The sequence below is a fragment of the Mycobacterium gordonae genome (assembly GCF_001417955.2).
In the GTDB taxonomy this organism is placed as follows: Bacteria; Actinomycetota; Actinomycetes; order Mycobacteriales; family Mycobacteriaceae; genus Mycobacterium; species Mycobacterium gordonae_B.
In genome coordinates this window covers 23956-45041 of sequence record NZ_LKTM01000112.1, presented here as the reverse complement: position 1 = coordinate 45041, position 21086 = coordinate 23956, and the positions used below count along the sequence as shown (strand labels likewise).

At 66.1% G+C, this 21086-nt stretch carries 20 protein-coding genes; 11 read left to right on the top strand and 9 right to left on the bottom strand.

The window, feature by feature from the left end; genetic code table 11:
• The first annotated feature begins 34 nt into the window (after positions 1-34).
• From AO501_RS39135 to AO501_RS11040, 5 genes are all read left to right on the top strand, one after another.
• On the top strand, positions 35-1555 hold the full coding sequence (locus tag AO501_RS39135; RefSeq protein ID WP_231752439.1) for a hypothetical protein: 1521 nt from the start codon (positions 35-37) through the stop codon (positions 1553-1555).
• Positions 1552-2265 carry a hypothetical protein gene (locus AO501_RS11055; protein ID WP_055577756.1) on the top strand — a complete coding sequence of 238 codons (714 nt, stop codon included), beginning with the start codon at positions 1552-1554 and terminating at the stop codon, positions 2263-2265. The genes AO501_RS39135 and AO501_RS11055 overlap by 4 nt, the downstream gene beginning before the upstream one ends.
• Positions 2266-2410: 145 nt before the next feature.
• Positions 2411-2770: a hypothetical protein gene (locus tag AO501_RS11050; RefSeq protein WP_055577755.1), complete on the top strand. Its 360-nt coding sequence runs from the start codon at positions 2411-2413 to the stop codon at positions 2768-2770.
• 35 nt (positions 2771-2805) lie between these two features.
• The gene (locus tag AO501_RS11045) at positions 2806-4185 is read left to right on the top strand and encodes a hypothetical protein (RefSeq protein ID WP_055577754.1); all 1380 of its coding nucleotides are present in this window, start codon (positions 2806-2808) and stop codon (positions 4183-4185) included.
• 21 nt (positions 4186-4206) lie between these two features.
• Complete coding sequence (locus AO501_RS11040) at positions 4207-4977, top strand: hypothetical protein (RefSeq protein WP_055577753.1); 771 nt, start codon at positions 4207-4209, stop codon at positions 4975-4977.
• A gap of 358 nt (positions 4978-5335) precedes the next feature.
• Here AO501_RS11040 and AO501_RS11035 read toward each other — a convergent pair whose 3' ends face one another.
• The 3 genes from AO501_RS11035 to AO501_RS11025 are packed head-to-tail and all read right to left on the bottom strand — an operon-like array spanning position 5336 to position 8127.
• Positions 5336-6808, bottom strand: a complete 1473-nt coding sequence (locus tag AO501_RS11035; protein ID WP_156452474.1) for a hypothetical protein — start codon at positions 6806-6808, stop codon at positions 5336-5338.
• A gap of 43 nt (positions 6809-6851) precedes the next feature.
• Complete coding sequence (locus AO501_RS11030; protein WP_055577751.1) at positions 6852-7337, bottom strand: hypothetical protein; 486 nt, start codon at positions 7335-7337, stop codon at positions 6852-6854.
• Positions 7324-8127 (bottom strand): hypothetical protein, encoded by an 804-nt coding sequence (locus AO501_RS11025; protein WP_156452473.1) that lies wholly within the window; start codon positions 8125-8127, stop codon positions 7324-7326. Before AO501_RS11025 ends, AO501_RS11030 begins: the two co-directional genes overlap by 14 nt.
• Positions 8128-8205: 78 nt before the next feature.
• On the opposite strand from AO501_RS11025, the gene AO501_RS11020 reads away from it, so the two are divergent.
• The 4 genes from AO501_RS11020 (at position 8206) to AO501_RS11005 (ending at position 13215) form a co-directional block, all read left to right on the top strand.
• Positions 8206-9234, top strand: a complete 1029-nt coding sequence (locus tag AO501_RS11020) for a hotdog fold thioesterase (RefSeq protein ID WP_055577749.1) — start codon at positions 8206-8208, stop codon at positions 9232-9234.
• Positions 9235-9305: 71 nt separating this feature from the next.
• Complete coding sequence (locus AO501_RS11015; RefSeq protein ID WP_055577748.1) at positions 9306-10511, top strand: amidohydrolase family protein; 1206 nt, start codon at positions 9306-9308, stop codon at positions 10509-10511.
• 173 nt (positions 10512-10684) lie between these two features.
• Entirely contained in the window at positions 10685-11110 is a 426-nt protein-coding gene (locus tag AO501_RS11010; RefSeq protein WP_055577747.1) for an anti-sigma factor antagonist, read from the top strand.
• Positions 11111-11250: 140 nt separating this feature from the next.
• The gene (locus AO501_RS11005; RefSeq protein ID WP_055577746.1) at positions 11251-13215 is read left to right on the top strand and encodes a SpoIIE family protein phosphatase; all 1965 of its coding nucleotides are present in this window, start codon (positions 11251-11253) and stop codon (positions 13213-13215) included.
• A gap of 6 nt (positions 13216-13221) precedes the next feature.
• Here AO501_RS11005 and AO501_RS11000 read toward each other — a convergent pair whose 3' ends face one another.
• Both AO501_RS11000 and AO501_RS10995 read right to left on the bottom strand, forming a co-directional pair.
• The gene (locus AO501_RS11000) at positions 13222-14457 is read right to left on the bottom strand and encodes an acyl-CoA dehydrogenase family protein (RefSeq protein WP_055577745.1); all 1236 of its coding nucleotides are present in this window, start codon (positions 14455-14457) and stop codon (positions 13222-13224) included.
• On the bottom strand, positions 14454-15575 hold the full coding sequence (locus AO501_RS10995; protein WP_055577744.1) for an acyl-CoA dehydrogenase family protein: 1122 nt from the start codon (positions 15573-15575) through the stop codon (positions 14454-14456). The genes AO501_RS11000 and AO501_RS10995 overlap by 4 nt, the downstream gene beginning before the upstream one ends.
• Positions 15576-15759: 184 nt before the next feature.
• On the opposite strand from AO501_RS10995, the gene AO501_RS10990 reads away from it, so the two are divergent.
• A complete protein-coding gene (locus AO501_RS10990) occupies positions 15760-16599 on the top strand; it encodes a hypothetical protein (protein ID WP_055577743.1) in 840 nt (279 codons plus the stop codon).
• 50 nt (positions 16600-16649) lie between these two features.
• Positions 16650-17357, top strand: a complete 708-nt coding sequence (locus tag AO501_RS10985) for a hypothetical protein (protein WP_371935002.1) — start codon at positions 16650-16652, stop codon at positions 17355-17357.
• An 81-nt stretch (positions 17358-17438) separates the two neighbouring features.
• Here the strand turns inward: AO501_RS10985 and AO501_RS10980 are convergent, their stop codons facing one another.
• The 4 genes from AO501_RS10980 to AO501_RS10965 are packed head-to-tail and all read right to left on the bottom strand — an operon-like array spanning position 17439 to position 21019.
• Positions 17439-18398, bottom strand: a complete 960-nt coding sequence (locus AO501_RS10980) for an alpha/beta hydrolase (RefSeq protein WP_055577742.1) — start codon at positions 18396-18398, stop codon at positions 17439-17441.
• Positions 18399-18441: 43 nt separating this feature from the next.
• The gene (locus AO501_RS10975) at positions 18442-19608 is read right to left on the bottom strand and encodes an amidohydrolase family protein (RefSeq protein ID WP_055577741.1); all 1167 of its coding nucleotides are present in this window, start codon (positions 19606-19608) and stop codon (positions 18442-18444) included.
• Positions 19605-20663 carry an amidohydrolase family protein gene (locus AO501_RS10970; RefSeq protein ID WP_055577740.1) on the bottom strand — a complete coding sequence of 353 codons (1059 nt, stop codon included), beginning with the start codon at positions 20661-20663 and terminating at the stop codon, positions 19605-19607. The genes AO501_RS10975 and AO501_RS10970 overlap by 4 nt, the downstream gene beginning before the upstream one ends.
• Positions 20660-21019 carry a Rieske (2Fe-2S) protein gene (locus AO501_RS10965; RefSeq protein WP_055577739.1) on the bottom strand — a complete coding sequence of 120 codons (360 nt, stop codon included), beginning with the start codon at positions 21017-21019 and terminating at the stop codon, positions 20660-20662. Before AO501_RS10965 ends, AO501_RS10970 begins: the two co-directional genes overlap by 4 nt.
• Between the last annotated feature and the right edge of the window lie 67 nt (positions 21020-21086).

Genomic DNA, 21086 nt, shown 5'->3' with positions numbered 1-21086 from the left:
CTCGGATACCACACGATGGAGGGGGTCGGTGGCGGTGAGCATCAGTGCTGCCGAGGCGATTGCCGCCGTCAGTGATTACATTCGGGCGACGGGAATCGACTATCCGACGGGCGGTTTGGTCGCCGACCGCTTTGAAGCGGGCTGGTCGGTATTCCAGCCGGTACGCGTCGACACCGGTGATTCCGACGCGTTCCTGGCGATGCCCGTCGACCGGGCGGTTTTCTTGATCGGTGACAGCGGACGGATCGAGCAGACGACGTCGTCGACGCCGCCGCAACTGGCGCGACAACGATTCGTCGAGCGCGAGCGTGCCCTGGCCAACGCGGGTGAACCCGCCGACTCGGCTGAGTTCATGACCGGATTCGCCGAGTCGTTCGGCCAGGGGCCTGACGGAGGCCGGCCGGTCTCCCGTGACTTCACGATGGTCGATGACGGCGCGGCGCATCCGGAGGTATCGCGCCGCGATGAACAGATCGGCGCCAGAGCTTCAGCGATGCTGGAACCGGTCGCCCAGGAACTGGCGCAGCTGGGGCCACCGGGCTGGCACGTCTTCAGCGCAGTATTTTCGCTGACGGTACGCGGCGGCAGCGCCCAGTGCGCATTCGCCACGGGCGACGGTTGGCAGCCGATCACCGTGCCGCGCTCGGTGATGGAACTCGTGCACGCCCAACGCGAGACGAGCGCCCTAATGTCGGCCGGGCCCTGGTGGCGGTTGCTGCTCACGGTGACCAGTGATGGCCAGCTGAGAGCCGACTACGACTATGGCGATCAACCCTTTCCCGAGAACCAACTCCAGCCTCCGGAGAATTACCGCGACGATATCGGCGCCCACCCACGCCCCCTGATACCTGTCTGGCTTGCCGGTTACATCGCCGGCCCCGCCGCTCAGGGCCGCACCGCGACCCAAGCCGCAGCGGCGGTGGCGAGGGACCAGGCAACCGGTCGGCACGCCGCCGAGACGGACGACATCGAGCCATTGCCCGACACCTGGAGCCGGTGGTCCGTGCTTGCCGCGGTCTACGCGGGCGCCCGCTCGCAGTGGGGACCGCGCATCGCCGTGGGCTTGGCGTCGTATGAATCCGACGCGCGCAGCGGATCGAGCTTGTGCCTCCTGCCCGACAACCGGGCCGTGCTGTCGGGCGGACTGTGGAACTCAGCCCTGCTGACAGCTGCCTACCAGGGGCACCAGCCGCTGCCCGACCTCTATTGCGGCGCTCCGGCCTGGGTCGAGGATTCGGTGCTGAACAGCCGAAACCAGAACGGCCTGCTCAGCTTCTGCTACTGGTGGGACGATGGCCGCTGGTGGCGTGGTGCGACCGACACCTTCGACGAACTCGACGACCCGCTCCCGCCGATCTGGACACCCGAGGAGACAGTCGGCGCCATGACTTCCGTCGTGGGCCCGGGGGTGGAGTCCGCCTGTCACCGGCTGCTGTCCACGGCCCGAGATCACCAGGTCAGACGGGATGATCTTGCCGCCGTTTTCGCTCAGTTCGCCGACCCGGATCTCGACGCCGCGTACGAACAACTCACCCTCGCCGGCCTGACCCGATGAGCCCGGCCACCGACACCGCGATCACCGTCGCCGCCTTCGTCGTCAGCGCGCCTCTCGTGATTTTCTTCGGTCTCCCCTTCGGCGTCTTCACCGCCGGCGTCGCCATGGATCAGCAACAGGCGCGTCCTGGCCGAATCGATACGCTGCAGCGGGCGGCAGCACTTGCGGTGCCAGCGTTCTTCCTCTTCGGGATCTACCTCACGGCAGTGGTTCTCGCGACCAGGGCGAGCGGGCCGACGTTCTTCTACCCGCTCATCGCGGTCCCCCTCGGTTTCGCAGTCTGGTACGCGACCCTCGTCGGACTCAGCGAATGGGCCCAGCACACCCGCATGGCCGGACGGTCCGTCGAGAACCCTCAGGCCGGGCTGCGCCGCGCTTTCGCCGCCACAACGATCGACAACGCGGAACAGGCGGTGACCGCGGTAATCGAGTACCTCGGCAAGGCGGGAATCGACCACCCCACGACCGCCTTGGTGGCCGAACGACTCGGTACCGGCTGGCTGGTCCACGCCCCAGCCGCTGTCGACCCCAGTCCTGCCGCGACGCCCAGGCACGCACCGGTCGACACGGCGACGTTCGTCGTTGGCAGCAACGGACGCATCCAACAGCTGGCGTCGTCAGCGCCTCCCTCAGCGGCACGCCGAGGATCAGCCGAGGTGGAAAGCGAACTCGACCGGGAAAACCCCGTGCGGAAATCAGGCGAGGAATAGTGCTGACTCGGTGTCTTATGCTGGCAGGACGTTCCGTTGGCCACGCGCCTGGCACTGGGCAACCAGCGATCATTTCGGGGATAGGCGAGGTCGAGTCAACCAGCACTCGACGCGACCGACGGCACACCGAGGGGAGTTAACTGCCATGTCTGTTGACGAGCCGCCGTCACTGGGATCGTTGAACGATGCGACACAACAACTGCGCCAATGGGGGCAGAACGTGCCGGAGGACATTCTCAAACTCGACCGGGCGGCCATGAGTCAATGGTTCGCCGCCGCTGGGCGGCTGGTGGATGCGCTGCACGAGCAAGCAGCCGCCGCCGGCAACCTCAAAATCAACGAGGGAGCGGTCGGCAGCTTCCAGTCGGCCAGAATCACCGCTCGCAATTTGAATGAGACCGGCGACGCCATTCGACAACGGATCAGCGAGTATGCAACCTTCGCCGCAGCGCTGCGAGACTTCTCTGATGCGGCTTACAACGCATTGCTCAACACCGACCGTTGAGCAGTGTCAGCCCTTGATAAGTCAGAGCGACGCCTATGTCTAATGATCCGCCCGATCTAGAGTGGACAGTTCACGACGATCAATATCTCGGCGATCCGGGTCCGGAAAACTATAAGCTGCCCCACCTCATCAAGTCGTATATCGGCCAGACGCTCTTCAACGACTTGAATAATCTCGACAGCACCAAGAGTGCGGGCCAGAGCACAAAAGCTGCACCTCTCGAGCACATCAACACTTTCGTCGAAGGCTACGACGGCCTGAAAGACGCGGCCGACGATATTGCGGTTGGGCACCACAACATCTGGAACAACATCAGTACTGCCCTGCAGAGTGCGCACAATGCTTTCCAGGACGCCATCGCAGCAGCAGAGAACAGTCTTTCTGGCGCGACAGCGACTGCCGTCTTCAACAAAGCCAGGGAATCGCTCGGTTACCTGATGGCGTTGACCGACGCGACTCAACGCATGGATCCGCTGGTAGACACATTTTCGCGAGACATCAAAGAAACACGAGACTGGTTCATCGCGGCCAAGGCGCAGTTGGACAACGACGCCAAAGCCCGGGCCGCTTATATGGACATACCGGAAAATGACGCCAGGGATGACCTGCTCGTAGCTCATTACAATCGTGAAGCGCAGCAAACGATCCACTCGTTCTACAACCCGCCGATCGAATGGATAGGCCAACGGCACCCCGACATGTCGACCGCAGCGCCCCAGATCGGGGGCTCGCCCTCGCCGGGCTCGGGTGGATTAGGAGGGGGACCCCCGGGCGGCCTGAAGCCTGGCGGTCTCGGAGCGCCGGCGACTCCGTCCCCCGGAGGACTCGCTCTGCCCCATGCGCCGGCGGCCCAGTCCGGCGCGCCGACCCCATCGGCGGATGCTTTGCAAGGCCTCGGCGATGCGGCGAAAGGCGCTGGTGACGCCGCCAACAATGCAGGCCAACAAGCGCAGAATGCCGCCGGCCAGGCTGGCAACGCCGCAAATCAAGCGCTCGGTCAGACGCCGAAAGGAAGGCAGGGCGGCACGGGTGGCCTACCGGAGGGCGTGTTGGGTCTGGGACCCAAAGGACTCAAGGGCGCGGCCAACGGTTCGGGGTCGGGCGCCCGCGGCGGAGGAGCCGGGGGTGCTCGATCCCCTGCCGTCAGTAAGCCGTCCGCCCCGCTGACACAGCCGAGCAAGGCGGTCACGAGCGCTCCGGCCCCGAGGTCAGGGGTGGCGGGCGGCTCCGCCTCGCCCGGCGCGGGCACGCCGGTGGCGGGCCAGCGGGGCCCCGGTGGCACCGCCAGAGAACACAAGGCAAGCAAGGCGCTCCGTAACACCAAGCACGGCCAAGAGGTGATCGGTGAGACCGAAGGGGTGGTTCCAGTCGTCGGCGACGAATCCAACGAAAGCGGCCCATCCAATCCGAAGTGAACGGTCGCACAGCATTTGAACATGAAGCGCCCCGCACTTAGTCCAGTCGGCAGTATTGACCTGGTCGACCTGCAGGCAGTCAGCGACAGTCTCGGACGGGACTTCATCCCGCATCCGTTTGTCGTGCTCCGGCAGTCGCGCTTCGGCAGCTACCAGCAATACCAGGACTACGTGGCGGCAATTCCCGAGCGGATAGCCCGCGGGGATCTTCGTAGCATCAGTCGGTGGGTTGCCTCCTATCAGGAGGCCGATCTTCGGGTCGAATGTGTCGTCAGCATCGTGGGCTCACAGCGGGGACGGATCATGGCACATCGCCGGGATCAATTGGGGTTCATCGCCGCCCAGAATTATGAGAACGATTGTGTCGACATCTTTGAGGTGTCGCCGTACGAACTCGGTGCGGTGATCGCCGGTTCGCTCGCACTCACGCAACCTGGCACGCATCCAAAAGTCGTCATTCCGGGTCTCGTGCGGCAGCCCTTCCCGGCCGGTGGCGGCAGCGACAGCGATTCCTCAGTCGTGCAACGTGACAGCAGAACTGGCCGAGTTTCGGTACCCCGAAACAAGGTGACGCGGTACACCCGCATTCAAAGCCGCTGGCGGCCGGCGCGAGATTGGGGATTCGACCGTCGCAAAACCACGGTGGCCACCGTGGCCGTCAGCAATGACGGCGACTACATCTACTCGCCGGGGTTCGACTACCTGACGCCGACGACCATGCAAAATCTCGGCAGTCGGATCGACGCGGCGATCGCCGAGGACGTCGCTGACCTGCGCGAATCACGTCGGTGAACCGGTCAGTCAATCAATTGCCTTTTGGACGGAGGCTGCTCGTACGGCCCGGCATCGAAACATCAGCGCGTGGGTGTTTTCCGTATTTCGCCGAAACCCCGTACACAAAGTCATTACCGGTCCTCAGTGCGGCGGCCGCAGCGAACTGATCGTCTGCTGTTCGTGATCGATCCGCACTAGCCCGGTCCCGACTTTCCTGATGTCGATCCTCTTCGCTCCAGGAAGTTGCCACAGCGTCTGGCAGCTTGAGGTGTCGATGGCCGCATAGCCCTCTAACGTTCTGCGAGAGATGACGATCGTCCCGTCGGACCCGACGTATTCGGCGGCGACACCCGGCCAATCGACAATTGCACCGGTATTACTTCGCGGGTTCCCGTAGCGACGAGACCGTGTCCCGGTCATGGTCCACTTGGATCAGACCCGTGCCGATCTTATGGATCCAGGTCTTTCCGGTTATCTCCCACTGGCTTTGGCAGTTCGTGGTGTCGATGGCGACGTAGTGGGACCCGGCGCCGCTATGACTGTTGGTTACCACCACGGTGCCATCGGAGGCGGCATAGTCGGGCCCCAGGGCCATGGTGCAGGTGGCACCGGGCGCCGCGGTGCGCAGGTCCCATTGCTGCCAGGCCGACTTACCGCCGTCGCCGCTACCCGCGGTCTTGATGTACACCTTCGGACCGACGGTCTCGAAATCGGCGGCCAGACCGCGCGACGGGATCGTCGCGACGAGTTTGCCTGCCGCATCGTAGATCTGGAAGTTGCCCCCGACCACGAGCGTCAGCATCGCGGCGTTCTGCCGCGGGTAACTGCGCTCGGGTTCCTGCCGTCCCACTTCACGTCCAGTGGTGTCGTACATCCGGGTGCCCGTCGCCGAGCCCGCATCGACCTGGTAGGCAAACCCGCCGTTGTACACCACAGCCGCCTCCAGTCTCGTGCCCGAAGGCGGCGTGGGCGTCAGCACTTTGCCGTCAACAACCGAAAAGACCTGATCTCCCCGGTTATCGCCGGCAGACTTCGCCGGTTGCACGGCGAGAGTCAGTGGCGGGATGTCGGGATTCCACGCCCCCGGAACGCTGATCTGCCCGCTGCCGGGCAGGAACCAGGTCAGCTCAGCGTGTGCGCCGATACCGTGCAGTCCCTCTCCGGGGCGGGCGGCCACCAAATAGGAAGGGCCGTACTTGTAACCCACGGCCTCGAGTTGGATGCCACCGCCAATGATGCTGGGATTGAGGGTGTTTGGTCCGTGATAGGTCAGGGCACCGTGATCGAGATCGATCACCCATGCTCCCGGTGGCGGGAGATGCGCTTCCTGGCCTTCGGTGCGGCTCGTGCAGACGGCCACCGCAGGACCATTGCTGTGGCAATCCGAATTGGTGCCGAAAAAGCCCGGCAGCGCCAGCGGCGGGAAAAGCGTGGCACCAGTGGTCGTTTCGAGACCGTACAGCCAACCCGTCGGATTGTGGCAGGACTTGTCACAGCCCTCCAGCGTGATGAAATATGCCTTGGTGCCGTTACGGGAGAACAGGTCTCCGACCTTGACGCCGGCAGGCAGTCCGATATCAGTGCCGCTGACCTGCCAACCCGGCACCGGTCGGCGATTCAGCGGAAACGACACGAGCAGGTCTTGCGGTGTCCCGATAGGTGGGCGTCCAGCGGATACGTCGGCGCCGTGGCCGGGTGCGTGACCCCGCAGCACCACAACAACGCCGACTGCCACCGCGATCACGACGACCACCGCCGCGGTGCCCCACCAGAATCGGCGCGAGCGCCGCTGCGGTGGCGGCGGCTCGACCCAGCGAAACCCCTGCGGCGGCATCGACGAATCCGGCATCAACACCACCCCCCGTTCGACACCGTCACGGCGATCACGCTAGTCATGGCACTGGCGCGGAAGCGATCCGGCAGACCAGCAATTCACCCTGACGCACGCCCAGAACGAACTGCACGCTGACGTCATTGTCGAAGTGCGTGCTCATGGTCCACAGCGACTCGTGGCGGCCGAGCGCCCCCGTGGAGACCACGTGCATCGGCTTGCCGACCGGTTCATTCTTGCGGACGCCGTCGACCTCGGAGGTCACGGTGCCCTCGCTGTCCGGGCACGTCAGCGCTTCGAGGTTGGACAGGTGTCGTGCGTTGCGTTCTCGCACCCAGGCCCGCACCGTGCTATCGGCAGCCTCGTACGCCTGCGCTTCCGTCATCGAGTCGCCGACCACCCTCGGCCGCAACGTCGGCCCGTCGCCGGGGTCTCGACCGACGACCGCGAACATTAAAAGCGCGACCGACGACACAGCCGCGAAAACCCAGAGAATCATCGTGATTCGCGCCCGGTGCCGGACCCCGCCCGGCTCAGCGCTGGCCATCGCACACCTTGAGCGTGCCGCCTTCGTCGGCGAAAGTCACCGTTTCGAAGAAGAACCCGCCATGCCCTTGCGCCTCTTCGACTGCGCGCTTCATCCGGTCATCGATCGGCCGGATCCGCACCGCCACTTTCACCCACACGGTTTCACCGTCGTCGCGGAACTGGGTCAGCGCATCGGGGAAGACCAGGCCCTGGTCCTGCCCGTAATACGCGATGGTGTTGATCCAGTCGCTAAGCGACTGCGCCGGATGAGCGCAGGACAGTTCCCGCATTCGTGCTGCGTCGCCGCGGTCTTCGGCGGCATACCACTGCTCGAGCACCGCGAACGCCGCCTTGGCACGCGCCGGGGGTGGCACGGCGAGCACCCCCAGGCGAGGTGGCTCCGACCGCCGCCATCCGACTGCGAACACCACTGCGGCGGCGGCCAGACAGAGGACGGTGATTGCCGCCAGCACGCGCTCCGGCCACCGGTGCGAAACAGCCTGCGCGGCCGCATCTTTCCGCATCGACAGCGTTCCGTCGGACTCGCAATCGATCGACAGGCGACGCCAAGACGACCCACCCAACACCTCCTGACGGTGGTATTCGCTCAGCGCTTCGACCGCTTGGAGAGGCACCGAAAGCGGCGCCGCCCGTCCGTCCGCCGTCGCCGTCACCGCCGACGACGCGGCGTCAAATGCGATATTCACGCGCGTCCAGCCCGGCGGCGCTTCGCCAAGCACCATGACAACCGCCTGCTCTACCAGGCCACGATCATCTGCCGCTCCCCCACCAGCGGCGCCGACGCTCACCGCCCGACCCTATCGAAGGGGATGGCGGTAATCTCATTCTCACAGCGTGTGCCACGCCCTAGGAGGAGGAGACCGCCCATGGCCGGCCCCACCGATGAAGCCGAAGACACCCGCGCCGACCGCTTCATCAAGACCGCGGTCGAGATCCTCGGCGAGACGGGGCGCACGGACTTCACCGTGCAGGAGGTCGTCGCCCGGTCCAAGACCTCGCTGCGCGCCTTCTACCAACACTTCGGCAGCAAGGACGAACTGTTACTGGCGCTTTTCGAGCGCACGATGGCGCAGGCGGCGCAGACCTGGCGCGCCGAGACCGCCGGCCTGGACAGCACCGCGGCGCTCAAACTGATCATCGACCGGGTCGGCGCCCAGCCGGAGTCCAGCACCCAGGACAGCCTCAACCGCGCGCTGAGCCTCTACAACCAGAACCTGGCCGAAACCCGGCCCCGTGAATACGCCCGTGTTCTTTCGCCTCTGCACCGCCTGATGCGCGACATCATCGGGCAGGGCATCACCGAGGGTGTCTTCAACCCGGGCCTGGACGTCGGCGCGGCCGCCGCGATCGTCATGCAGACCATGGTCGGCGCGCTCCGATTGCATTGGCTGGGAACCGAATTGAACGGAACGCCGATCGACTCCGGTCAACTCTACGACTTCTGCAGCCGCGCCCTCGGTATCCGCGAGGCCGACGACGACACCCCCGATCCCTCGCTGGCCGAACTGTTCGCCCGGATCGGCCTGCGCCCGGCCAGTTTTCACGACGACGGCTTCGCGATGACCATGCCGGTCAGCCCTCAGGTCGTCAACACCTCGGGCGCGCTACAGGGCGGGCTGATCGCCACCCTGGCCGACGTCGCGGGCGGACAACTCGGCCTGCAGTACCTGCAGCCGGGCACCGCGATGACGACCTCCGACCTCGTGATCCGGTACCTGCGGCCGATCAGGCAGGGCTCCGCGCTGGCCGTCCCGAAAGTCCTGCGGGCCGGGCGCCGGTCGCTGGTCATGCAGATCGACATCTACGGCGACAGCGAAAGCGAGCTGGCAGCCACCGCGACGGTGAATTTCGCCATCATCGGCAACCCGGACGGTGCCGCCCCCACCGACCGCTGATACGCGCACCCGGCCCCAAGTGGTAACGTCATTACCGCACAGTGAGATCAAGACTTCTACAGGAGATCGCCATGCCGTCCCGCGAACTTCCCTTCCCCGTCTTCGACGCCGACAACCACATGTACGAGCCGCAGGAGGCACTGACCAAGTTCCTGCCGGAAAACCGCAAGCGGGTCATCGACTACGTGCAGGTTCGCGGCCGCACCAAGATCGTGGTGCGCGGCCACATCAGCGAGTACATCCCCAATCCGACGTTCGAGGTGGTGGCACGCCCCGGCGCCCAGGAGGACTACTTCCGCAACGGCGCACAGGGCAAGAGCTACCGCGAGATCCTGGGCGAGCCGATGAAGGCCATTCCCGCCTTCCGCGAGCCGGGAGCGCGTCTCGAGGTGATGGACGAGCTCGGCATCGACTACGCCCTGATGTTCCCCACCCTGGCCAGCCTGGTCGAGGAGCGGATGAAGGACGACCCGGAGATGACCCACGACGTCATCCATGCGCTCAATCAGTGGATGTACGAGCAGTGGTCGTTCAACTACCAGGACCGCATCTTCGCCACCCCGGTGATCACCCTGCCGATCGTCGAGCGGGCGCTCGAAGAGCTCGAATGGTGCCTGGAGCGGGGTGCCCGCACCGTGCTGGTCCGCCCGGCGCCGGTCCCCGGCTACAAGGGCAGCCGCTCGTTCGGGCTCGAAGAGTTCGACCCGTTCTGGCAGGCCTGCGTCAAAGCCGAGCTGCCGGTGTCGATGCACGCCTCGGACAGCGGTTACTCGGAGTTCGCCAACGTGTGGGAACCCGGCGATGAGTTCCTGCCGTTCAAGCCGACCCCGTTCCGCAGCTTCGCGATGGGGCATCGGCCGATCCTGGACGCGATGGGTGCACTGGTGTGCCACGGCGCGCTGTCCCGCAACCCGGAGCTGCGGATCCTCTCGATCGAGAACGGCGCCGACTGGGTGCCGGACCTCTTCAAGGGCCTCAAGGGCGTCTACAAGAAGATGCCGCAGGCGTTCAGCGAGGACCCGGTCGAAGCGTTCAAGCGCTGCGTCTACATCACCCCGTTCTGGGAGGACAGGTTCACCGAGATCGTAAAGATGGTCGGAACCGACCGGGTGTTGTTCGGCTCGGACTGGCCGCACCCCGAAGGCTTGAAGGACCCCATCTCCTTCGTCGACGAACTCACCGACTTCGACGAGGCCGACATCGCGAAAATCATGGGCGGCAACCTGATGAAGCTGATGAAGGTCTCCGCGCCGGCCGCCAAACCGGTCTCCGCCTGACCACCAAATCGATCGGTGGGAGCCGGACGTATCGGGCTCCTACCGATCTTTCCATTCGGCCTAATCCGGCAACAGTTTCTGCTATACACAAGGCATCACTTTGTCTTCCGGGCACGCGCAGTGGACATTCCATCGGGGGGATTTTTCCGCGCGGCCCTCATTGGGGGTGCACGATGAACCTGGGTCCATCCGACTCTTTCTCCATCCCGGTGCCATTGAGCGACCGGTTGTCCCTGGAGCTGGGTGAACCGAACGGCACGCTGCGGGCCACCACGGTGCGCAGCGGCTCGGCGGTGGTCATCCGCGCCGGCGGCGAAGTCGACGCGTCAAACGAGCACACCTGGCGGGGCCTGCTTGTCGAGGCTTCGGCGGTCGCGGCCCGGCCCGGCCCGCTGATCGTGGACGTCACCGGACTCGACTTCATGGGCTGCTGCGCCTTCGCCGTGCTGGCCGACGAAGCGGAACGGTGCCGACGCCGCGGGATCACCCTGCGACTGGTCAGCAGTGACCCCGGCATCGCCCGCATCGTGAATGCGTGCGGGTTCGGTCACATGTTGCCGGTTCACCCCACGACGGAATCGGCGCTCGCCGCGGCGTAGCTTGCGCGGCCCGCGCGCCGCTCAAAAATTTTGGTGCGTGGTGCATGTCCCGCACATTGCTAGTCTTGTTGGTGTTGCTTGGCGCTGTCGTCAGCGCACCCGACTAGTTTGCTACATCGGTCCGCGGGAGGTACGGCCATATGTCGGCCGAAAAGGACTGGGATGACACGGTGGGCGCGGCTGAGGACGTGCGTCGCATCTTCGAGAACATCCCGGCCATGGTGGTCGGCCTGCATGGGCCGGATCACCGCTTCATCGCGGTCAATGCTGCCTTCCGCGCCTTCAATCCATCGCTGAACACCGTGGGCAAGACGGCCAAAGAGATCTATCCCGAACTCGAAGGCCAACAGATCTACGAGATGTTCGACCGGGTCTATCAGACCGGCGAGTCGCAGTCGGGTTCCGAGTGGCGTCTGCAGGTGGACCTGCAGGGTTCCGGGCTCGAAGAGCGTTACTTCGACTTCCTGGTCACGCCCCGGCGCGCCCCGGACGGATCCATCGAGGGTGTGCAACTGGTCTTCGACGACGTCACCGCTCGGGTACAGGCACGGTTGGCCGCGGAAGCCCGGGTAGAAGAGCTGTCCAAGCGGTACCGCAACGTCCGCGACTCGGCGATCCTGATGCAGCAGACGCTGCTGGCCCCCTCGGTCCCGGTGGTGCCGGGAGCCGACATCGCGGCCGAATACCTCGTGGCGGCCGAAGATACCGCGGCCGGTGGGGACTGGTTCGATGCCCTGGCGCTCGGCGACCGCCTGGTGGTGGTCGTCGGCGACGTGGTGGGGCACGGCGTCGAAGCGGCCGCGGTGATGTCACAGTTGCGCACCGCTTTGCGCATGCAGCTCACCGCCCGACGCCCGATCGCCGAGGCGCTCGAGGCGCTCGACGACTTCCACGAGCACGTGCCCGGATCGAAGTCGGCCACGGTCTGCGTCGGCTCACTGAACCTGGCGACGGGCGAGTTTCAGTATTGCACCGCCGGGCACCCGCCCCCGCTGATCGTCGCGGCCGATGCCAGCGCGCGGTACGTGCAACCCTCGGGTGGCGGACCATTGGGCAGTGGCACGGGTTTTCCGGTCCGCACCGAGACCCTCGACATCGGCGACTCCGTGCTGCTGTACAGCGACGGCCTGATCGAACGCCCGGGGCGTCCGCTGGTGGCCAGCACCGCGGAGTTCGCCGACCTGGCGGGCAGCATCGCCGCCGGCACCCGCGGCTTCGTGCTCGACTCACCCGCCCGGCCGATCGACCGGCTGTGCTCGAAAACGCTCGAATTGCTCTTGCGTTCAACGGGTTACACCGATGACGTCACCCTCCTTGCGGTGCAGCGGCGGACACCGGCACCGCCGTTGCACATCATGGCGGATGCCAACATTCATGCCGCCCGGGGCATCCGCGCCAAGTTGCGGGAATGGCTGTCCGAGAATGGCGCCGACTCCGCCGACATCTCCGACGTGGTGCATGCGATCTCCGAATTCGTCGAGAACGCGGTCGAACACGGCTATGGCACAGAGGTTTCCGGGGGGCTCATCGTTGAAGCGTCACTGGGCGGCGACGGCAGGTTGCGGGCATCGGTGATCGACCGCGGCGAGTGGAAGGACCATCGTGAGGGCGAAAAGGGCCGCGGACGCGGCCTGGCGATGGCCGAGGCACTGGTGACCGAATCTCACGTCAGGCACAGCCTCGACGGCACCACCGCCACGATCGTTCACCGGCTCAGCCGCCCGGTCAACTTCGTCAGCGACCCGGTGCCCAACCGGGTCGGGCACCCCCGCGAGATCGACAGCGAGTTCGTGTCGCTGGTCACCGACGGCGGCCGGATCGTGGTACGCGGCGAGGTCGACTCGAACACCGCGTCCACCCTGGATCGGCAGATTGCGGTTGAAAGTCGCTCGGGCATAGCGTCTTTGACGATAGATCTGAGCGCGGTCACCCATCTCGGCTCAGCGGGCGTCAGCGCGCTGGCCGCGGCGCGCGAACGAGCGCGTAAGCAGGGCGGCGACTGCGTGCTGGTGGCACCGCCGGGCAGCCCCGCCCACCACGTTCTGTCGCTGGTTCAGATCCCCGTCAGCACCGGAGACTCCGAGGACATCCTCGTCGAGGACTGACGGCGCCTACCGCGTCTTGCCGTGCCGCACCTGATTGAACGGCACGCCGCGGTCGGCGGCGTACTCCCGCGGAAAGTTCAGCACCCGCTCGCCGATGACGTTGCGGGCCATCTCGGTGGTGCCGCCGCCGATGGCGACCGACTGGCGAGACAGGTAACGAAGCCCGGATTGCAACCCTTCTCCGACCTCGCCCACCACGCCGGCCGCACCCGCGAGCGCCAGGGCGGTGTCCATTTCCAGCATCACCGTCTCGGCATGGAAGAGCCTGATCAGCGTCCCGCCGGCCGGCGGCAGCGCGCCGTCCCTGACACTGCGGTAAACGTGACTGATCAGTTGCTCGGCGACGGCGCGATGCACCAGCGCCCGTCCGGCCATCTCCTGCGCACGCTCGCTGTCGGCCTGCCCGGTGCGTGCCAGCAGATCGGCATAGTCCACCGGCGTGGTGTGTCCGCCCTCGCTGCCCGAGCCGCTGGCGAACTCCGAGCCCTGCCCGACGGCGCGTCGTTCGTGATAGAGCTGCCGTGACGCCACCGCCCAGCCCTTGTTCACCTCACCGACCACCGCGTCGTCGCCGACGTCGACTCCGTCGAGGAACTCCTCGCAGAACTCGGCGCCGCCGCTGACCTGGGTGATGCGCCGTAGCGTGATGCCGGGGTGATTGATCGGCACCAGGAACATGGTCAGCCCGTCGTGCTTGGGCACATCCCAGTTGGTGCGGGCCAGGCACAGTCCGTAGTCGGCCGCGAACGCGCTGGTGCTCCAGGTCTTGGCGCCGTTGATGACCCAGCGGTCTCCCTGCCGTTCGGCACGCGTGATCACACCGGCCAGATCCGAGCCGCCACTGGGTTCGGAGAGCAGCTGCACCAGGATCTCCTCGCCGCGCAGCGCGGCGCCGATGTGCTGCTTCTTCTGCTCCTCGCTGCCGGTGTCGAGCAAGGTGGCACAGCAGATGGTGAAGGTCGGCACGTTGAGGATCAGCGGCATCTCGTAGTTGAGGGATTCGACGTCGAACGCCCGCTGGTATTCGTAGTCCAGTCCGAGGCCGCCGTACTCACGCGGAAAACAGATGCCCGCGAATCCGCCTGCGTAGAGCCGCTTTTGCAGTTCGCGGGCCCGTTGCCAGGACTGCTCGGCATCGCGCGGCACGGCCGGCGGCGAATCGGGGTCGATGCTCGGCATGTTCTCGGCCAGCCAGCTTCTGGCGCGGGCGGCGAATTCGGCGACGGTCTCCGTCGGACTCATTTCGCACCCGCCTGATACACCCGGACGTTGTGCTCTTCGGGCGTGCCGAAGATGGAGCGGTACAACGTGATTCGCCTGAGATAGAGGTGCAGGTCGTGCTCCCACGTGACGCCGATACCGCCATGCATCTGCACGCACCGCTGCACGATCTCACCACCGACCTCACCGACATAGGACTTGGCGACACTGGCCGACAGGCCGGCGTCGGGGGCGCGCGCCGAGACGTCGGCGACCGCCGCGGCCGTCGTCGCGCGGCACGCCTCCAGCCACAGTTTCATGTCGGCGAACCCGTGCTTGAGCGCCTGGTACGACGCCAGGGGGCGGCCGAAGCTGTGCCGGTCCAGCGCCCACTGCACGGTGAAGTCGAAGACGGTCTGCAAGATCCCGACCGACTCGGCGCATTGCAGCACCTGCGCGATCTGACTCTGCCGGTCGATCAGGGCGCGGGTCTCGGTAACGTCGCCGACCACCCCGGAGGCCACCGCGCCGTCGAATTCCACCCGCGCATACTGCTTGACCAGGTCGACCGACTGCACCGGGGTGATCCGCACGCCCGGCGCATCCGTCGGAACCAGGAACTGACGCACACCCTCGGCGCTGCGCGCCACCACCAACAGCGCCGCGCTCTGGGCGCCGGCCTCGACCCGGTCCTTCGTGCCGTCAATCCGGTACCCGGAGTCGACGGCGGTCGCGGTGACCGTCGGCTCCTGAGGGGCCCATCCCCGACGCGGCTCCGACACGGCCCACGACGCCACCGTCTCCCCGGAGATCAGCGAATCGATCAGTGCCGTGTGCGTGTCCCGGTCGGCGCAGTCCACCAGCGCGGCGAGCACCGTGCTGACGGGATAGAGCGGTCCCGGCGCCACCGTTTTGCCCAGCAACTCGGCGACCACGGCCAGATCCGCGAGGCCGTCACCCGATACGCTGCCGCCGCCCAGTTCCTCGGGAACCAGCAGGCCGGTCCAGCCGAGTTCGGCGGCTCGCCGCCACCACGCCGGATCCCACGATGAGCCCGCGGCGTGCAGTTCCCGGACATGACGCAGCGACGCTTCTTTGGACAGAAAGGCTTGGCTGGTGGTGGTAAAGAGTATCTTTTCGGGAGAGTCGACAGCGGTCATGATGCCGGCCGGACTTTCCTCGGCATTCCTTCGCGGTCGCGAGGGAAGCTGGGGGAAATGATTGGGTGATTGATCATCCGCCTGATCGGTCCTCGTCGGAGTTCGCTGGCGACTCCGATGTTACCAATGGGCGATACCGTAAGAGATACCGGAGTTCAGTCGATAATGACGAGCGGTGGCCGTAATGGCTGACACAGACGACGACGCGGTGCCGTCGAAGGCCGACGTGCTGGCCCTGGCGGCGGAGGCTGAGGCGGAAGCCGCCGAGGCAGAGGCGCTGGCCGCCGCGGCACGCGCCAAGGCCCGCGCCGCCCGGCTCCGTCGTGAAGCGCTCGCCGCGGCCGACGATGACGACGAAGACGACGAGGACTACGAGTACGAGGACTACGACGACGAGTACGACGAGTCCGAGGAGTACGAAGACTCCGACGAATACGAAGAGTCCGGCGAGTACGAAGAGGCAGAGAACTACAGCGAGGCCGAACCCGAGGTAGCGGCCAAGCCGTCGCGCCGGGAACGCATGCGCAGTGCCGTGCGATTCCCGCGTGTGTCAACGATCGCCAAAGTGGTCGCGGTACTGCTCATCCTGGGCTTCAGCGGCCTCAGCACGTACTTCATGTGGCAGCACCACGAAGCCACCGAACGCGAACAGAAGGCAGCGGCTTTCATCGCCGGCGCCAAGAAGGGCGTCGTCAACATGACTTCGCTGGACTTCAAGAAAGCCAAGGAAGACGTCCAGCGGGTGATCGACAGTTCCACCGGCGAGTTCCGTGATGATTTCCAGCAACGCGCCGCCGACTTCACCAAGGTGGTCGAACAGTCCAAGGTGGTCACCGAGGGGACGGTGAACGCGGCCGCGATCGAATCCATGGACGGCCGCACCGCCCAGGTTCTGGTGTCGGCGACCTCCCGCGTGACCAATTCCGCCGGCGCCAAGGACGAGCCGCGCGCCTGGCGTCTGCGGGTGACCGTGACCGAAGAGGACGGACAGTACAAGATGTCGAAAGTTGAGTTCGTGCCGTGAGCGACGACGAACGCGACCGGGACGCGAACAAAGACGCCGAAACCGCGGTGATCGACACCGTCGGCGAAGAGCACGACGCCGAGCTCGACAACTACGCCGACGACCATCCCGACAATTACGCCGACGACGCCTACCCGGCCGATGAGGCCTATGGGGACGTCGACGACGAAGCCGAAGCAGACGCGGACGACGAAACCGAGGTTGCGGCCGTCGAGGAAGCCCGGCCCGCGGAGCCCAAGCGAAACTGGCGGCGCGACATCTGGAGCCGGAAGATCACCGTCAAGCCCATCCCGGTGATCCTGATCGTGCTGGTCCTGATCTCCGGTGGGGTGACGGCCTGGCTGTACGCCCACTATCACAAGCCGGACCAGCGGACCAGTCCCGGCGTGGCGCGCGCGGCGGTCAGCGCAGCCTCCGACGGCACGGTCGCGTTGCTGTCCTACTCTCCCGACAGCCTCGACAAGGACTTCGCCGCCGCCCGCTCGCACCTGACCGGTGACTTCCTGTCCTACTACGACCAGTTCACCCAGCAGATCGTCGCGCCCGCGGCCAAGCAGAAGTCGCTGAAGACCTCGGCGCACGTCATGCGCGCCGCGGTGCAGGAACTGCACCCCGACTCAGCGGTCGTGCTGGTGTTCGTGGACCAGAGCACCACCAGCAAGGACAACCCCGAGCCGTCGATGGCGGCCAGCAGCGCGCTGGTGAACCTCGCCCTGGTCGACGGCAAGTGGCTGATCACCAAGTTCACGCCGGTTTAGCCGGACCCCTGTCGCCGAGCGTGAACTGAGGGCGGGAAACAGCGCCGAAATTCGCCCTGTGTTCACGCTGGGCGCGCGCGGTCAGACGGCGAACGCGCGCCGCAGTGTCTGGGCGTGCAGTGCCCGATTCTCTTGCGAGACAACCCAATCGGGTACCACGGAGTCGAAGCCGTGGAACGTCGCGGCGATGACGTGCAGGCTGGCGGGCACGTAGGCGTGCAGCAGCCGGTTCGCGTAGTCGATGGCCTCGTCGCGGCACGGGTCGACGTCTGAGCAGCTGACGAACGCGGGCGGTAATCCCTCCAGGTTCGCGCGGTGCGCGGGCACCAACTGCCCGGTGGCGGTGGCGTGCTCGAGGTAGTGTCCCCACGCCCGGCTGACCGCCGGACCGTTGAGCCCCGGTGTGCGCTGAAACTCCCGCCGCGAGGGCGTCGCGTCGGAGTCGAGCATGGGCTGATGCAGGATCTGCACCGCGATCCGTGGGCCCTCCGCGTCGAACACGCGCTGGGCCACTCCGGCGACCAGCGCACCACCTGCATCGCGGCCCATCACGGCCAGGCGAGCGGCGTCGATGTCCAGTTCGGACGCGTGCTTGATGGCATACCACAGCGCCGCTTCGACGTCGTCGAGTGCAGCGGGGCACGGGTTCTCGGGAGCGAGGCGGTAATCGACCGACACCAGTAGGCAGCCGGCGTCGCGGGCCAACTCGACGCAGTGCGCATGGTCGGTGTCCAGGTTGCCGGTGACGAATGCGCCGCCGTGGGCGTAGATCACCAGCGGCACGCCCGTTCCGGTGGCACCGCGATACAACCGTAGGTTGAGTTCGCCGCCGTCCGGACCGGGAATCGCAAGCGACTCAACGGTGACTCCGGTGGTGTCGACCGCGGCGGCCCGTTCGGCGGCCTCCCGGTCGGCACGCTCGCGCTCGGCCGGCAGGGTGTCGGCACTGAACTCGACCATGGCGAGCGCCGAAGCGGCGTCTCTGAGCTCAGGATCGATACGGCCCAGGCCCTGCGGCCGAGTGAGATTCGTTTGTGTCATGCCCTCTGATCTTCCGGCTCGACCTGAAAACGGACTTGTACGGCTAATCGAGAACCGTACCGCCGTCGACGCGCTCGCCGGGCAGGGCCTTGACGGTCGCGGGCAGACCGTAGAGGGCCGTCGCGTTGCCGCGCATGATCCGCTCCCGCTGCTCGCGCGGGAACCGGTTGATGGCATACATCGGGGAGTCGTAGCTCCAGTGCGGGTAGTCCGTCGAGAACATCAGGTTGTCGCCCAGGTCCATCATTTCCAGATACTCGCGGAACTGCACGGTGTCGGCGTCTTCCAGCGGCTGGGTGGTGAACCGCACGTGCTCGCGCACGTATTCCGACGGGCGCCGCCGCACGTGCGGCAGGTCGCCGCGGCGAGCCTCCCAGATCCGGTCCATGCGGGTCATCACCGGCATGGCCCAGGTGAAGCCGCCCTCGATGAACACCACCCGCAGATCGGGACGACGATCGAATGCGCCGTCGAAGACCAGGCTCATCAGATGGGAGACGTACAGCAGCGGCCAGGAGGCGAAGAAGTCGTGCCAGTGCGCCGGGTTGCCGACCGGGTACAGCGGAATCAGCTCGAACGGCGTCTGACCCATCAGGTGGGTGGCCACCGGCAGGCCGTTGCGCGCCGCCGCCGCATACAGCGGGTCGAAATGCGAGTTGCCGAAAGGTATTCCGCGAGTCTGCGGCGTCATCAGCACCTGGTGCATATGCGGATGGCCCGCCCACCGCTCGACTTCCCGTGCCGCCTGCTCGGGCGTCTGCGCGCTGACACTGATCGATCCGCGCCAGCGGCCGTGCCAGTTGTGCTTGCCCAGCCACACGTCGGCGAGCCAGTCGTTGTAGGTCGACTTCAGCACGTGCTCGGCCTGCGGCAACTGCGCATCGCACATCGGCTCCAGCGAGGCGATGCTGACGCCGGCGTCGACCAGCAACTGCTTGGCGGCGTAGTCCGGGTCGCTGCCGGCGAATCCGCCGCCCGGCGGCGCGGCGTCCAGTCGCATCGACATCGTCTTGTACGAGTCCGGGGTGTCATAGAAATGGGGCACCGGCGTCACCGCGTTGCCGGTCGGCCAGATCTTGTCCACCCACTCGGCCGGGGCGTAGGACTTGAGCACGTCGGCGGAGACGGGCAGCGGGTGCACATCGGTGTCGACGACGGTGACCGCGACGTCCTGCGTGATGTCCGACTCCGACCGTTCGACAATTGTCATAACGTGCTTCCTTCACTCACCGGCAACCCGTACAGCTCAGAGGCGTTGCGCCACAGAACTTTTTCCCGTTGTTCGCTGGTCAGCCCGTCCGTCACGTCGTCGGGGGAAGACGTCGACCAATGGGGATAACTCGACCCGTACATGATCAGGTCCGCCTTGCCGGAGAAGTCCAACCATCGGGCCGCGTGCGTGGTGTCGGCCGGCCCGTCGAGCGCCGACGAGCAGAACCGGACATGTCCCGGCAGGTATTCACTGGGATAGCGGTCCACCCACGGTGTCTGGTCTCGCATTGACAGCCAGAAGGTGTCCAGCCGCCACATCAGCGGCGTCAGGATGTCGTAGCCGCCGTCGGCGAACACGAACTTCAGCCCCGGATGCCGTCCGAACACGCCCTCGACGATCAACGTGGCCAGGTGCACGAAGTAATTCAGCGGCATGAAGGACGCGTAGCCCGGATAGGTGTGCGCATGCCCGGCGAACGTGGGCGCATGGTCGACGCCGTTGCCGCCGTTGATGTGCACCGCCACCGGCAGCCCGTGGGCGGCGGCGGCCTCCCAGATCGGTTCGAACATCGGCTTGCCGAACGGCTCGCGGGACTGCATCGGTACGCCGACCTGCACCAGCTTGGGGTGGCCGGCCAGGCGCTCGATCTCGGCGACCGCGCCTCTGGGATCTTCCGGGTTGACCCGGATGGTGCCCCGGAAGCGGTCGGTGTTGTCCGGCTCCAGCCAGCGGTTCAGCAGCCAGTCGTTGACCGCGGCGCAGATACGGCTGTTCAGCAGGTAGTCGGCGATATTGCCCCGGGTCAGCGGGTTCAGGATCGCGTAGTGCGACCCGCCTTCGTCGAACAGGTGGCGGCTCACGGTCTCCGGATCCGACCCTGGATACCCGTCGCCGTACAGATCGGCGCGGTAATCGCCGCCGGGCGCCTGGTACCACTGCTGTTCGACGTCTGGGATCGACCGCAGCTTGTGGGCGGGCGGGAGATAGCGCCGGATCTCGGCGTTGTAGCGGAAATGCGGCTGGACGTTGGCGTCGATTACCGGGCCGGTCATGCGGTCACGAACACTTCCCCATCGGTGACGTCAACCTGGTAGGTGCGGACGCGCCGGGACGGGTCAGCCACGTTGCGCCCGGTGGTGATGTCGAATTCCCAATTGTGCCAAGGGCATCGGACGATCTGACCGTCACGCACCCGGCGCACCCCGTCGGGCTGGTCGGGTGCGGGCTCGTTGGTGCCGCCCAGCAGGCCCAGGCACAGCGGCGCACCCTCGTGCGAGCAGTAGTTCACAATGGCGTACAGCGAACCGCGGACGTTGTACACGCCCACCCCGAATTTCCCGATGTCGACCAGCTTCATCGCGCCCGGCGGCAACTCGTCGACGGCACAGACGAATCGACGCTGCGGCATTCCGATGTCACCGCCTTCCGGCCCGTCGTTCAGCTTCGTTGCTATTTATATTATGATAGCGACATTC

Coding starts and splice junctions, on each gene's coding strand:
- AO501_RS11055 (WP_055577756.1), top strand. CDS start 1,552: ATGAGCCCGGCCACCGACACCGCGATCACCGTCGCCGCCTTCGTCGTC.
- AO501_RS11050 (WP_055577755.1), top strand. CDS start 2,411: ATGTCTGTTGACGAGCCGCCGTCACTGGGATCGTTGAACGATGCGACA.
- AO501_RS11045 (WP_055577754.1), top strand. CDS start 2,806: ATGTCTAATGATCCGCCCGATCTAGAGTGGACAGTTCACGACGATCAA.
- AO501_RS11040 (WP_055577753.1), top strand. CDS start 4,207: ATGAAGCGCCCCGCACTTAGTCCAGTCGGCAGTATTGACCTGGTCGAC.
- AO501_RS11035 (WP_156452474.1), bottom strand. CDS start 6,808: ATGCCGGATTCGTCGATGCCGCCGCAGGGGTTTCGCTGGGTCGAGCCG.
- AO501_RS11030 (WP_055577751.1), bottom strand. CDS start 7,337: ATGGCCAGCGCTGAGCCGGGCGGGGTCCGGCACCGGGCGCGAATCACG.
- AO501_RS11020 (WP_055577749.1), top strand. CDS start 8,206: ATGGCCGGCCCCACCGATGAAGCCGAAGACACCCGCGCCGACCGCTTC.
- AO501_RS11015 (WP_055577748.1), top strand. CDS start 9,306: ATGCCGTCCCGCGAACTTCCCTTCCCCGTCTTCGACGCCGACAACCAC.
- AO501_RS11010 (WP_055577747.1), top strand. CDS start 10,685: ATGAACCTGGGTCCATCCGACTCTTTCTCCATCCCGGTGCCATTGAGC.
- AO501_RS11005 (WP_055577746.1), top strand. CDS start 11,251: ATGTCGGCCGAAAAGGACTGGGATGACACGGTGGGCGCGGCTGAGGAC.
- AO501_RS11000 (WP_055577745.1), bottom strand. CDS start 14,457: ATGAGTCCGACGGAGACCGTCGCCGAATTCGCCGCCCGCGCCAGAAGC.
- AO501_RS10995 (WP_055577744.1), bottom strand. CDS start 15,575: ATGACCGCTGTCGACTCTCCCGAAAAGATACTCTTTACCACCACCAGC.
- AO501_RS10990 (WP_055577743.1), top strand. CDS start 15,760: ATGGCTGACACAGACGACGACGCGGTGCCGTCGAAGGCCGACGTGCTG.
- AO501_RS10980 (WP_055577742.1), bottom strand. CDS start 18,398: ATGACACAAACGAATCTCACTCGGCCGCAGGGCCTGGGCCGTATCGAT.
- AO501_RS10975 (WP_055577741.1), bottom strand. CDS start 19,608: ATGACAATTGTCGAACGGTCGGAGTCGGACATCACGCAGGACGTCGCG.
- AO501_RS10970 (WP_055577740.1), bottom strand. CDS start 20,663: ATGACCGGCCCGGTAATCGACGCCAACGTCCAGCCGCATTTCCGCTAC.
- AO501_RS10965 (WP_055577739.1), bottom strand. CDS start 21,019: ATGCCGCAGCGTCGATTCGTCTGTGCCGTCGACGAGTTGCCGCCGGGC.